At 44.7% G+C, this 13,965-nt stretch carries 9 protein-coding genes and 1 tRNA gene; 9 read left to right on the top strand and 1 reads right to left on the bottom strand.

Annotated elements, in window-relative coordinates:
* Positions 1–63 precede the first annotated feature (63 nt).
* On the bottom strand, positions 64–4,605 hold the full coding sequence (locus H8S84_RS04510) for a translocation/assembly module TamB domain-containing protein (protein WP_449579226.1): 4,542 nt from the start codon (positions 4,603–4,605) through the stop codon (positions 64–66).
* 3 nt (positions 4,606–4,608) lie between these two features.
* Between H8S84_RS04510 and tsaD the strand changes: the two genes are divergently transcribed.
* From tsaD to H8S84_RS04465, 9 genes are all read left to right on the top strand, one after another.
* A complete protein-coding gene (gene tsaD / locus H8S84_RS04505) occupies positions 4,609–5,616 on the top strand; it encodes a tRNA (adenosine(37)-N6)-threonylcarbamoyltransferase complex transferase subunit TsaD (protein ID WP_187066054.1) in 1,008 nt (335 codons plus the stop codon).
* A 94-nt stretch (positions 5,617–5,710) separates the two neighbouring features.
* Entirely contained in the window at positions 5,711–6,130 is a 420-nt protein-coding gene (locus H8S84_RS04500) for a thioesterase family protein (protein WP_187066053.1), read from the top strand.
* Entirely contained in the window at positions 6,130–6,597 is a 468-nt protein-coding gene (gene smpB, locus H8S84_RS04495; protein ID WP_187066052.1) for an SsrA-binding protein SmpB, read from the top strand. The genes H8S84_RS04500 and smpB overlap by 1 nt, the downstream gene beginning before the upstream one ends.
* A 172-nt stretch (positions 6,598–6,769) precedes the next feature.
* Positions 6,770–7,546, top strand: coding sequence for a C40 family peptidase (locus H8S84_RS04490; protein ID WP_317175424.1), 777 nt, complete (start codon positions 6,770–6,772; stop codon positions 7,544–7,546).
* Between the two features lie 81 nt (positions 7,547–7,627).
* Complete coding sequence (locus H8S84_RS04485; protein ID WP_187066051.1) at positions 7,628–8,140, top strand: HNH endonuclease; 513 nt, start codon at positions 7,628–7,630, stop codon at positions 8,138–8,140.
* A gap of 716 nt (positions 8,141–8,856) precedes the next feature.
* A complete protein-coding gene (gene rpsA / locus H8S84_RS04480; protein WP_187066050.1) occupies positions 8,857–10,746 on the top strand; it encodes a 30S ribosomal protein S1 in 1,890 nt (629 codons plus the stop codon).
* Positions 10,747–10,967: 221 nt separating this feature from the next.
* On the top strand, positions 10,968–11,549 hold the full coding sequence (locus H8S84_RS04475; RefSeq protein ID WP_187066049.1) for a flavodoxin family protein: 582 nt from the start codon (positions 10,968–10,970) through the stop codon (positions 11,547–11,549).
* 255 nt (positions 11,550–11,804) lie between these two features.
* On the top strand, positions 11,805–13,490 hold the full coding sequence (locus H8S84_RS04470) for a M61 family metallopeptidase (protein ID WP_187066048.1): 1,686 nt from the start codon (positions 11,805–11,807) through the stop codon (positions 13,488–13,490).
* Positions 13,491–13,563: 73 nt separating this feature from the next.
* Positions 13,564–13,634: transfer RNA gene (locus H8S84_RS04465), tRNA-Cys, on the top strand.
* Positions 13,635–13,965: the final 331 nt, after the last annotated feature.

The raw sequence follows: 13,965 nt of genomic DNA, 5'->3' as shown, positions 1-13,965 counted from the left end.
TGTAGCGGCCACGAGCATGGTAAAGCAAAAAGGCCCGACTTAATTAAGCCGGACCTTTTATACTTATAGGTTTAATCGTGGGTCGGAGTCGAGTATGAGGCGTTCTCTTTGCTGCTCGCGCTCCCGTAGCTTACGCTCTCGTCTGTTGCTGCCGAAAAGCTCTTCAAGCGTATCAAAACGCTTTGTGTGCAGCAAGCTAAGCCTTTGCCTCGACGACACCGAAGTCCGGTTATCGAAGTAGGTGCGCGGGGTAGTGCTGTACTCGAGCCTTAGTCGCAGCTCTCCTGATTGCGTGATATAGTACTCCAGGAACCAGTCGCCGATGTAGTTGTTCGAAGCGTTGGCTCCGTTAGCATCGTTGTTGTTACCAAATCCTGTCTGGTTCGTAACCCGCAACCTGCCCTGGAAGAAAGTATAGCTAAGGCGCAACTGCAGGGTAGAAAGCGACTCCTGTGTTACTCCAGACAAACCAATGTCAATCTCCAGGTTGCTGTCCAGGCTATTAAAGAAGCTGTTGAGCTGACCAGAAAGCAAACTACCAAGGCTACCGCCTACCGCGCTTGCACCCACGCCACTGTCCAGCGCAAGAGACCCGGGTGGCGTTAATCGCTGCAACACCAGTAAGCTGAACACCTGCCGGTTAAGCTCAGCCTCGTCGTTGTTAATGCCACTTAAAAGGAATTCGTCGCTTAGCTCAGCTCTCAAATCTAGGTTTACTTGAGGGGTTAGCAGCGGACCTGTCAGTTCAATTTCAACAGTAACTGGTTCACGACGGCCAGAATATGCCTGGTTTAGAGGCTCCAGCGATACCATTTGCGTGTACTCAGCGGTAATGTTCATAATACCTGCCGTAGGGTCACCGTTCCAGGTTATGGTTCCTCCGGGCACGATCTTAAATTCACGGCTAACCAGCCCCTCTAACAGGTTCAGGTTATAGGCACCGTTGGTGATCTCAAAAGTACCGTACATGTTAAACTCGCCGCGGGTATCAATCGTCATCCTGATATCCCCGTTGCCTGTGCCACGAATTACGTCGCCTGTTGTCCTGTCGATGATAATCTCGAAGTAGGCATCGTCGGTTACATCCAGGTTAAAGTCCAAATTGATGCCAGATAGGTCCACACGACGATCTTCCACGTTTACACCCATGCCTGTTGTGTCTGCACCTGCTTTTTCAACAAAACGAATGAAATCTTTACGGGCAACATCCGTCTGGTAGTCGAGAGGGAGCACTATGCGGGTGTTCTCGTTGCTGGTAGCATCTACTTTTACCTGCAGGTTGTCGGTAGGTCCTAACACGCTGGCTGAGCCGCTGGCAAAGGCTGTACCATAGAAGAGTTCGTTCTGAGCTTCGGTGGTATTAAGGATCATAAAGTTACGGTAGCGTGCCTCTATGTCCAGTACCATGTCCTGGAAACCATCATGCGCTATACCTCCTGATACTGTGGCTCGATTTCCGAAAATATCGCGCAATTGCGCATTACGGAAGCTGATGCTGTTAGCATCCAGGTAAATTCTGTCTGAGAAAGTATAAGTTGTGTTCAGGTAATCAAATGTAAACTGACCTTTTGTTACCATTACAGAACCTTTCAGTACAGGATAATCCAGCCTGCCTAGCACCCGCACACGGCCTTCCATCTCACCTTCCAAGTCCGACATGATACCTTTCAGCACTGGCTCTACCAGCTTCAGATTTGCCTGGTCGAGTACAGCCAGTAGGTCTAGTTGATCATCTTCGGCTTTTGGGTTATAGTTGCCAGTTACCGTCAGCACTTTTTTATTATTGCGTTCAATTCCTAGGTCAACTATTGCCTGCTGCAGCCTGTTGTTCCAGTTTGTCTTGCCCAGCACGTTACCGATGTATACTTCATCAAGGTAGAAAGAGTCTACACGCATACTGCCGTCAAACTTCATGTCCTGATAAACATCCTGGGTTACCACCTGCCCGGTAAGCCTGCCGGCAATAGGCATGGTAAGCAGCGGGTTCAGGTTACGCAGATCAAACTCATCTACATTTACCACCAGTCTGCTGTCAGGCGACTCTGATATTTCGCCCTCTGCCCGTATAATCTGATCTTTGTTGGAGATAGAGAAGTTTTCGAACACCAGTTTTTTGCCACCCTCACTTATATATAAGGTGTTGCCGGGGTTAAAGGCCCAGGCGTTCTGCTGCAGTGTAATGTTCGACCTGTCAAATACAATCTGGATCTGGTCCTGTAGAAAATTAAGGTCGCCGGTAATGGTGGCCCTGTTATTCTGTTCCGGTTGCCTGATGCTGGTAGAAAAGTCTATGTTACGCTCACTCCAGATACCTTCCAGGTAAAAGTCCTTGGTTTCTCCGGCTGCGGGCAATACCTGTCGCTGGGAGGTAAACAGGGCTGCTGCCAAAACATCCGGGTTGTACTGAATTTTGGATGTGTTAAGCTCTATGGCGTTACCATATAATTCATAGTCCTTATAAAGGAGTGTATCAACAGAAGAATAAAGTGTAAGTATAACCGTGTTCTCGTGCCTAAAAGACCCTTCTATGTTTGTAGCCGAGGATATTGTAAGGTCAGGTACAAACAGGTTTAAGAGGGGCTGAGGGTCTTTAAGTTTAATGTTATAATTCAAAGCATAATCCTCGCTTGGCTGCCTTAACTTTCGGGCATAGTATGCTCGGGTCGCAGCATCATTGCTTTCAAAGTTTAGTTCATACTCGTGCACCAGCGTTTTCAGGTCCTCTATCAGGGTAGTATAGTCGAAGTCGCCGTTTACTTTAAGTGCCAGCAGATCGGAGTTCAGGTTGAGGCTGCGTGTACCGTTTACTATCTCTGAGTCTATGGAAATGGTATCCAGGGCAAGCTCCTTGCCTTTGTAACTGATAAAAGCACTGTCGAGGCGTGCATTACCCACAAAAGCATCCAGCTTCAAACCACTGAAGTTCAGGTCGGCATTGGCTCTAATGGAGAAGGGAACATCAGACAGCCCCAGCGCCTGTAGATCTACGCGCTGCAGGTTGGCTAACAAGTTAAAGGCCTGTTCTTCTTTTTCCAGGTCCACTTCGCCATTGGCAGAAAACACCAGGTTCGGATCGTTAACAGAAACTTTACCCACAAAGGTCTGTCCGCTTAGTGTGCCATCCGCTTTAATGTTCCGGTAATTATAATCCAGCACCTGCACCTGGTCAATGGTGGCGTCCATAGTAATGTTGGCATCATTTAAGGTAAACCCTGAGCCCTCCAAGCGTCCGCTCATAGAAATAGTCCTGATTTTATCCTCAATAGCAAGCAGTCTGCCCAGGTTAAAGCTATTGGTTTTAAGGAAACCACTGTAAGAAGATTGGCGGGTGTTGTCGTCTATTTTAAGGTTTATATCAGACTGTAGGCTGCCAAGTGCGGTAGAGAAGTTGCCATTCGATACAAAGTCGTTATAGAATCCCAAAAAGCGGCCGTCTAATCTCACTGTTCCGAGCCGGGCAGCTATTTCGTAGGCATCCTGCGGAAGAAACTGCTTTATATCGCGCGCATTTATGGTAGATGACTTCAGGCGCATGTTGGCGAACGTCTCCTTAAAGTTGGGTAAGCCGTCTGCGCTTACACTTCCGATAATGCGGGTGTCATTGCCATACTCCAGGTCCACGTCTGTAGCTGTGAAATTCTTTACCTTTCCTTTAAAGTCTACTGAGTTTACAAGTATGGTTTCGTCGCTGTACTCTTTTATCTGCGGTGCGAAAACTACAATATCCTTAAAGTATACTTTAGAGTCTTGCAAACGCACTGTCATGGTCACACTGTCGTTGTATTCAGTAAAGTTCCCAAACTCCTCGTAGTCGAAGCGCACATAGTCTTTCAGGTTGCTGTCGTTTACCTGCAGGTCCAATTGGTCCCATTCCCAAAAAGTAGGGGCATAGGTCATGCGGGTGTCCAGGTTGTGGAGCTTAGTATTGGAACGTGTTTCTACCGTAGAGAGGTTGGTAACAGTAGCTTTCAGTGTGTCTTCTAACTGCAGGTCGGAGAAGCGGCCGTTAATATTGGCAAAGGTCATGTGGGCATAGTCCATGCCTTCAGCGGCAGGGGCCTTCCGGAAGTCGTCGTAAATAAATCGTCCGTTCTTCAGTACCAGTTCATCCAGGGTAAAGTAGAAAGGCTGGGAAGGTTTGGTTGTATCTTTCTTTACGAACAGATCGCCGAGGGCAGAAATAAATCTGCTTATGTTAAGAGAATCTGTCTTTTCGTACACCACCAGGCTTGCCCGTGGCTCCTCCAGGGTTAGGGTGCCTATGGCCAGCGTGTTCGGGTTAAATACAGACCAGGTCTCAATTTCAGCATCTGCCTTGCCAATATGGAAAAGCTCATTGCCCCGATAGTCCTTTACCGTTACATCCTCCAACACCACATTGCTGAAAAAGGATATATCCACGCCGCCAATGGTTACCTCGTGGTTCAGGCGATCAGAGAAGTACTCGGCCACCCGCTGTACGATTCTGGTTTGCACCCCCGGGAATCGGATGGCCACAAAAACAGTCGCGAATGCCAACAAAAGGAACAGGATTAGCCCTAAAACTATTTTTAGAACAGCTTTTCCTATAACTTTGAAGTAATTTATGGACTGATTTTTTTCCAAAAGATGACTGAACCTACAATTTTAGCTATCGAATCTTCCTGCGACGATACTTCTGCCGCTGTTATTAGAGGCGGTAAAGTATTGTCTAATATAGTAACAACGCAGGCCGTGCACGAGCAGTATGGTGGTGTAGTACCTGAATTAGCTTCCAGAGCGCACCAGCAGAACATCATACCTGTTGTACACCAGGCTTTACGTGTAGCAAATGTAAATAAAAGTGAGTTAAATGCAGTTGCTTTTACACGCGGCCCCGGTCTTTTAGGTGCATTACTTGTTGGCTGCTCTTTTGCCAAGTCGTTTGCCTTAGGACTAGGTATACCACTTATAGAGGTAAACCACATGCAGGCACACATTCTGGCCCACTTTATCGACGAACCTAAACCTCAATTGCCGTTTCTGTGCTTAACTGTAAGCGGCGGACACACGCAAATTGTTTTGGTAAAGGACTATTTAGATATGCAAATAATCGGCCAAACTACTGACGATGCAGTGGGTGAGGCTTTTGATAAAACAGCCAAAATGCTAGGACTACCGTACCCTGGTGGACCAATGCTGGATAAAAAAGCCGCTATGGGTAACCCGGATGCCTTTGAGTTTCCTGTAGGCAATATGCCGGAGTATAATTTCTCGTTCAGCGGTATCAAAACTTCCGTTTTATACTTCCTGCGCGATCGGGTAAAGGAGAACCCTAATTTCGTGGAGGAGAATATCAATGACATTTGTGCCAGCGTTCAGAAAACACTCATCAAGACCCTGATGAAGAAATTGAAGTTGGCGGCAAAAGATCTGGGTATAAAAGAAATTGCTATAGCAGGAGGGGTGTCGGCTAACTCTGGCCTGCGCCATACAATGCAGGAATATGCTCAGAAGTATAACTGGAACGTGTATATCCCAGCTTTCCAGTATTGTACCGACAACGCTGGCATGATTGCGATGGCAGCGCACTTTCAGTATCTTAAAGGTGACTTCACAGACCAGTATGTAAGCCCTGAGCCAAGGCTTAAATTTTAGTTGCTGGTTAGCTGCCGATTATTTTAATTACTGGTAAAAAGCAATTGGCTTGATACCGCATTTAGGGAATATTTTCCTTCTTTGTTCTGAAAGTATGAAAGATAGCAATCGTAAATCAGTAGCGCGCAATATTAAACCGGGAGATACCAGGACGTATATAAAACATGTAACTGCTGCCGACTTTGCCTGTTTCGAGGATGGGTTGGTGCATGCGGTATGTTCTACGTTTTCGCTGGCACAGGCTGCCGAATGGGCTGGCAGATTGTTTGTTTTGGATATGAAAGAAGAAGATGAAGAGGGTGTGGGTACAAGTCTGACAATCAATCATAAATCACCAGCTTTTGAGGGTGAAAGTATAACCATTGTAGCCACCCTGAATAAGTACGATGGGTATGAAGTAATCTGTAATTATAAGGCTACTGTTGGGGATAGGTTGGTGGCTGAAGGGCAGACCGGGCAGAAGATTTTGAAGAAAGACAAACTGGCCAGAATTCTGGCTCCGAAGAAAGTATAATGGCAAAAGATAAAGATAGAATTCAGAAGCAAGTTAACATCGTAAACCGAAAAGCGTCCTTTGAATACCAGTTCCTGGACAAGTATACCGCCGGCATCATGTTAAAGGGCACCGAGATCAAATCTATACGGGAAGGCAAGGTAAACATGCAGGATGGCTATGCTGTGTTCACAAACGGAGAGCTTTGGCTGCATAACCTGCACATCTCAACCTACACAGAAGGCACCCACTACAACCACGAGCCCATGCGTGCTCGCAAGCTGCTCCTTAACAAGCGCGAACTGCGCAAATTAGAGTCTGGGGCAGAGGAGCAGGGGGTTACCATTATTCCTACACGGGTGTTTATTAACGATAGAGGCTTTGCTAAAGTAGAGATTGCACTGGCGCGTGGTAAAAAGCTGTACGACAAGCGCCAGGACATCAAAGAGAAGGATGTAAAACGCGAAATGGACAGGGCAGGATATTAATTAATTTTGAATGGGTGATTGAGTGGATGAGTGAATTTTCTAAGTAGCAGATTAATGTAGGTGAAATTCCATTTTCATATTTTGCTTTCACAACTTGCTTAATTTTAAATAACTCATTCCTTCTTTCATATTCACTCATTCACTCAATCAATCATTCAAAACTTAAAAAATCGTGGAATACGGAATTTGCTTACTTAGTGTGGTGCCAATGCGTGCCGAAACTTCTGATAAGGCTGAGATTGTAACGCAGATGCTTTTTGGCGAGTGCTATGAGGTAGTGGCCAAAGATGGTAACTGGATGCGCGTACAACTAGCTACAGACGGATACCAAGGCTGGATAGACCACAAACAGCATAATCCGGTTTCAGTTGCTTACTACCAGGAGTGGAGGGCAGTTCAGCATCCAAGGGCAATGGACCTGGTGCAGGTCGTAACCCATAACGACACTCGAATCCCGATCGGCATTGGCAGCTATTTGCCCTTCTTTGATGGGATGAATATTCGGGTAGAGGCTGATAAAATGATGTACAGTAGCAGGGCTTCAAATCCTTCAGCAGCAGCTACAAATGCGCAACTAGTTAAAGTGGCACATAACTTTATAAAGGCGCCATACTTGTGGGGCGGTAAGTCTATTTTCGGAATAGACTGCTCAGGCTTTACGCAGCAGGTGTTTGGTGTTTGCGGGTATCAACTGCCGCGCGATGCTTATCAGCAGGTGTCCCATGGCGAGGAGGTGCACTTTGTAACGCAGGCACAGCCGGGAGACTTAGCTTATTTCTCTAACGACGAGGGCCGCATTATACACGTTGGTATTGTGCTGGAAGGGCAAACCATCATCCACGCGCATGGCGAGGTTCGCATCGATACTCTTGATCACAATGGTATCTACAACGCAGACAGAAAGCGTTATTCGCATAACCTGCGCATTATCAAACGCATAACTTTCTAAGCTGCTGCTACTTTTCCTGTAAACTTTGCCTTTCCTGGCCTGTTTTTCCGTAAAAGCTTTTTATAAGTCACGGAGGCGGCCATGAAAGATAAAGTTCTCATCCTTAACCAAGATTTTAGTGCCATAGCGGTTTGCTCTGTGCACAAGGCGTTTTTGCTCGTATACCTCGATAAAGCAGAGATGGTGTCTAAATCAGAAGATGCTTTTCTGCGCACTATCAACAAAGCCTATCCCATTCCTTCAGTAATCAGGTTGCAACGCTATGTGCGGGTGCCATACTATGGCATAGCCTTAAGCAGGCATAATGTTATGCGCCGCGATAACTATAGCTGCCAGTACTGTGGTTCTCCTAAAAACCTGACGCTTGATCACCTGTTGCCGCGCTCCAGGGGAGGGGAGACCAACTGGCTGAATTTAGTCACAGCCTGCATGCGTTGCAACACCAGAAAAGGTGATCGAACCCCGGAAGAAGCTGGCCTCAAACTTAGCCGTAAACCAATCAAACCATCACTCCATTATTTCCTGCAAATGCACTTGAATACCCATAATCAGGACTGGGGAGTATACTTGGGGAAGGCTAAAGAATTGAACTAATGCAATACTAAAATATTTAGCTTATTATATATAAAGTACACAAAACCAGTCTTAAGTGTTTGGGTGTTTTAGGTACAGGTGTAAGTATAAAGTATAACTGTCTGTTTTAGGATTCGATCTCTCTTTCATCCCGCTCATCCTAGGAAAGGCTTACTTTCTGTATAGGTTTGATCAGGTGTATCGTGAGTATTCCAGACATTTTCACTGACCTAACTACCCCTGCCGTAATCCCTCAACTCAGCCCTCTCCTAATAAATATTAGAGGGAGCTTGTGCATCCTTCTTATTCTGGTCCAACCACCCCTAAACCCAATGCCGTCAACTTAAGCTTTGTTGTCCTCTCGACGATAGGAGAGATCTTAATAGAATTCCATCTGCATTAAGTCTAGATAGATTTCTCCCAGAGGTCGAAATGACAGCTTTTTCTTTAAATTGATGGTATTGGGGCCAGGGGTGGTTAGATACTTATTATGGAGACCATTTTACATTCCTGAAATGAAAGCTTGGTAAACTTTCTCAGGGCCTATACTTAATTTATCTTCCACTTACTATAAATCATACTTGCAATTCTGGTTTAGATTAGTTTTTTATATGAGATTTTGTTACTTTTGCCGCTCATTCAAGTGAATGGCCCTGATTCAACACGGGGAAAGTATAACCTAAACCAAATCAGCTGATTGCTCTACGCTGGTGGCTACTCCAGAGCAATAAAACAATATGAGTAATTCTCCAGAAAATTTCGATTGGGACAAGTTTGAGTCTCAAGGTTTCGGTGCTGGTTACAGCAAAGCTGAGAAAGCCGAAATGGAAAAAATGTATGACGACACCCTGACTACTGTACAGGAGCAGGAGGTTGTTAAAGGAACAGTTGTTGGTATCACTGATCGTGACGTGATCCTGAACATCGGTTTCAAATCTGACGGCTTGGTTCCGGTTTCAGAATTCAGAGATCTACCTGAACTGAAAGTTGGTGACGAAGTTGAAGTATTTATCGAAGACCAGGAAGATCCAAACGGTCAGCTTATCTTGTCTCGCAAGAAAGCGAAAATCGTATCTGCCTGGGCTAGCATCTACGATGCCCTTGAGAATGACAACATTCTTGAAGGCGTTGTTAAGAGAAGAACTAAAGGTGGTCTTATCATGGATATCCATGGTGTTGAGGCCTTCTTACCAGGTTCTCAGATCGACGTTAAGCCGATCCGTGACTTCGACGTGTTCGTAGGTAAGAAAATGGAAGTGAAAGTTGTGAAAATCAACGCTGCTTTCGACAACGTAGTTGTTTCTCACAAAGTACTTATCGAGAAAGACCTGGAGCAGCAGCGCGCAGCTATCCTGAACAACCTGGAAAAAGGTCAGGTTCTGGAAGGTGTTATCAAGAACATGACAAACTTCGGTGTGTTCATCGACCTTGGTGGCGTAGACGGCTTGCTTCACATTACAGATATTTCTTGGGGTCGTATCAACCACCCAGAGGAAGTATTGCAGCTTGACCAGAAAGTACAGATCGTTGTTCTTGACTTCGACGAAGACAAGAAGCGTATCTCTCTTGGTATGAAGCAGCTTACTCCACATCCGTGGGATGCTCTTCCAGCTGACATCGAGGTTGGCTCTAGAGTTAAAGGTAAAATTGTTAACGTGGCTGATTACGGCGCATTCCTTGAGCTGATGCCAGGCGTTGAAGGCCTTATCCACGTTTCTGAAATGTCATGGTCACAGCACCTGCGCAACCCACAAGACTTCATTAAGCAAGGCGACGAGGTTGAGGCAGTTGTATTGACACTTGACCGCGAAGAGCGTAAAATGTCTCTTGGTATCAAGCAGCTTACTGAAGATCCATGGACGAAAGAAGACGTGTTAACGAAATACGCTGTAGGCACTAAGCACACTGGCGTTGTTCGTAACCTGACTAACTTCGGTCTGTTCTTAGAGCTTGAAGAAGGTGTAGATGGCCTTGTGCACGTTTCTGACCTTTCTTGGACTAAGAAGATCAAGCACCCATCTGAGTTCGTAAAAGTTGGCGAAAACCTTGACGTAGTTGTTCTGGAGCTTGACGTTCCTAACAGAAGACTTGCGTTAGGTCACAAGCAGCTTGAGGAGAACCCATGGGATACTTTCGAGTCTGTATTCAACATCGGCTCTACGCACAAAGCAACTGTTCTGGAGAAATCTGAGCGTGGTGCTACACTAGAGTTGCCTTACGGTATCGAAGGTTTCACTTTCCCTAAAGGTTTAACGAAAGAAGATGGCTCTCAGGTAGAAGCAGGCGAGAGCCTTGACTTCAAAGTAACTGAGTTCTCTAAAGAAGATCGTAAGATCATCCTTTCTCACACTGCTACGCACACAGAGAGTGCTGATGCTGCTCGTATCGCGAAAGCTACGAAGAAGCCATCTGCTGCTGGCGAGAAGAAAGAGAAAGCTCCTAAGGCTCCAAAAGAAGTAGAAAACAAGTCTACGCTTGGCGACCTTGATGCACTTTCTGCTCTGAAAGAGCAAATGCTTTCTAACGAGAAAGAAGCAGGCGTTAAGAAGTTAGAAGAAGCTGCTGCTAAAAAAGCAAAAGATTCTAACGAAGGCGAAGCTTCTTCTGAAGAAGAGAACAACGCTTAGTTTTAAGCTTGTTACATAGCAAAAGGCCCCGGAGCAATCCGGGGCCTTTTTTGTTTTGGTATGGCTACACCTGATAAAATGATTATTATAATAACAGAAGTCAAACAAGTATAAACATTTCTCTTCCTGCTATACAAATTGATGCTTAAATGCCTTATTCTATAACCTTAAATCAACGGTGCTGTTTAATAGATTATACTTAACCAAGGATAGCAAGAGCAATGAAAGCAGTTATACTTTTAGGCACGTTAAAAAAGGAAGGACTATCTAACACAGAGGTTCTATCAGAGTTTCTGAAAGGCTTTATGGTAAAACAAGGCATAGAGACAGAGATTGTTAAACTGGTAGAGCACAGCATCTGGCCCGGGACTTATACCAACATGGGAGAGGGAGATGAATGGCCAACTATACTGAAGCAACTCTTAGATTCCGACATCATCATATTTGCTAGCCCAATCTGGTGGAACAATCAATCGTCGGAAATACAGCGGGTAATTGAACGGCTGGATGCACTGCATGATGAGATTTTGGAGGGTAAGAGGTCAAGGCTAAGTGGCAAGGTGGCAGGCATTATCATCACCGGCGATTCAGATGGTGCGCAGCACATTATAGCTAACCTGAGTAATTTCTATAATGCAATAGGATTGCTTCTGCCTCCGTTTGCCACTTTATCAGTGATCTGGGAGAAGCAGGCAAAAAGTAAGGACACATCCAGAGAGGAATTGATGGAGAAGTATAAGAAAGACTATACCGAAAAAGCCGAGAAAATGGTAAAGCAACTGGTAAAGTATAGGAATGTGTAAAAGCATAGTGCCCAGCCATACTTGGTACACAAGAAGAGGATTCCGATATAAGGCAAAGAGAACCCGATAGCATTAAGTTTTTGCTTTTTCAGTACACATGCTGCTGCCCATAAATGGACGAAAGGTGCCCATTTATGGGCATTTTTATACGTGCGATATAAGTATAAACGCTGTATTTAAGCGATTTTAGAATTGGTACGTCAATTGATATCTTACTAATCACCATATATCTAAGCCAGAGCTAATCTACAAAACATGAAAAAAGCAGGAATCACAGTAGCACTTCTAATGCTTATGTTTCTATCATACCCCATGGTGGTGTTGGCACAGCAAAATGTAACCGAAGCTGCCATCAAAGTTCTACCAAAAACATTACGTGTAAGCTTAACCTTTCCGGGTAGTGAGCAGGATAGCGTCATCTTCAAGACAATTAATGAGGCTGGCCAACCAGACTACCACAAGAACATTAGTCAGCTAGAAGCAAGTATAAAAAACAGTAAGCAGCTGGTAGTGAAGCAGCTAAATGAGCAGGAGTGGGTGGTATTCAACAACAAACAGAAGTTCACGCTTACTTATACCGTTACATCCCCGAAAAAAACATTTATGGGAGAGAAGGAAGGAGAAAACTTTCATCCCACACTGTTTGAGGATTTTGTATTTGCCTGGGGAAATTTTCTCTTGGTCCCTCATGATAAAGTACTGTCAAGCCAGAAAGTTAAGCTAACTGTATATGCTAAGGCTTATCCAAAATTCTTTGTTTCAGCTAAAACCTTTCCCTCTTTCAATGATTTTGTAAATGTGTTGCTTATCGGGGGAGACGTAAGGCATTACGAAAATAGGCTGATTGGTATATCCATACATTACATTATGCATGGCAGCTTTGCTTTCCCAGACACTGCATTTATACGTGCAGTAAGCAAAGTGCTGGAAGCACAGATCAGGTACATGGGGATTAATATCCAACGACAGCCTTTGCTGGTTACACTTACAGAAGGAAATGCAGACAACTCAGGAGGAACTGTTGTGAGAAACGCGATATCTGTATATCCTGATAAGAGTAAGCCACTGGAGGCGAACAAGTATGATATTATTAGGCTAATAGCACACGAGAATTTCCATCTCTGGAATGGCCAGGATGCAATTGCATCTGATCCAGCAACTCCTGAAGGATATTACAAATGGTTTTCTGAGGGTTTCACTGAGTATTATGCAAACCTTACGCTGTATAGGGAGCACATGTATTCTAATGAAGACTTTATTGATTGGGTGAACCAAGCCATCCGCAAGTACGAGTCGAACCCATACTCACTTACCGCTACACCAGAACGGATGAAGACGGAGTACTGGACTAATTCTTCTGTGAGAAATGTGGCCTACAACAGAGGCGCCCTGCTTGCACTGCTCTTTGATCTTAAAATAAAACAGATGACGGATGGCCACAAAAGCCTGGATGACCTGATGCAAATGATGATGAAAAAGAGTAGGGAAAAGCCTTTTGTGGATAGTGATATTATAGCTTCCTTACAGGAACTCACACAACAAGATTGGAGTAAGTTTTATGCTGATCATGTACTTGGTACAACACCTCTCCCTTTTAAGCAGGTTTTTGATGATGCGCAGCTACTTTCTGCGACAGGAGCGCAAGCGGTTTTTGATTTAGGATTCAGCACAGAGTTGGGTGGACTAGGCTTAAATGATGTAGTAGCCTCAGTAGCTGTAGGCTCTAGTGCAGAGAAAGCTGGTATGCTGGCAGGGGATGTGTTAAAAGGCTTTAGCTTTAAATGGGACAACGTAAACGACGATGCAGTATTTATAGTGGAGAGGCAGGGCAAAAGAACAAAATTAATATACAGGCCAGTTAAACAGACGCGGATACTACAATTAGCTGAAACTGAAAATGTAACAGGCATTCAGATTCTGAGAAACGGGCCTCAGCAGTAGTATAAATAGAAAAAAGTGCCTGTAATGTTTGACAAGCATACATCTCTGTGTATATTTGCAAACCCAAACGCACGGTAACGTGGCCGAGTGGCTAGGCTCAGCTCTGCAAAAGCTGCTACAGCGGTTCGAATCCGCTCGTTACCTCAAAGCCCCTGTAAGCAATTACAGGGGCTTTTGTTTTTATTGCCCTAACTGTTTCTCCTGTTCATCCGCAGCATACTGCAACTCTGTAAAAAAGCCTGTCTTTGCACTAAATATTTTGAAAAAGCACTAATCTTTTAAGCGCGTTTACCGTAATCATCTGTACTAAAAATCATGCAAGCACCTACAGCTAAACTAAAATCACATATTCAGCATCAATTCAAATAAAGAAGTATACTGCTCTTGTGCCTGACAGATTGTACAAGTTGATACAGGTTTATACTTAAGGAAAACAAGAAATGTACCTATAACAAAGTATAAACCGCATAAGAAG

It is taken from the genome of Pontibacter cellulosilyticus (genome assembly GCF_014306105.1).
Lineage (GTDB): Bacteria > Bacteroidota > Bacteroidia > Cytophagales > Hymenobacteraceae > Pontibacter > Pontibacter cellulosilyticus.
This window is presented reverse-complemented; position numbering and strand designations above follow the sequence as displayed.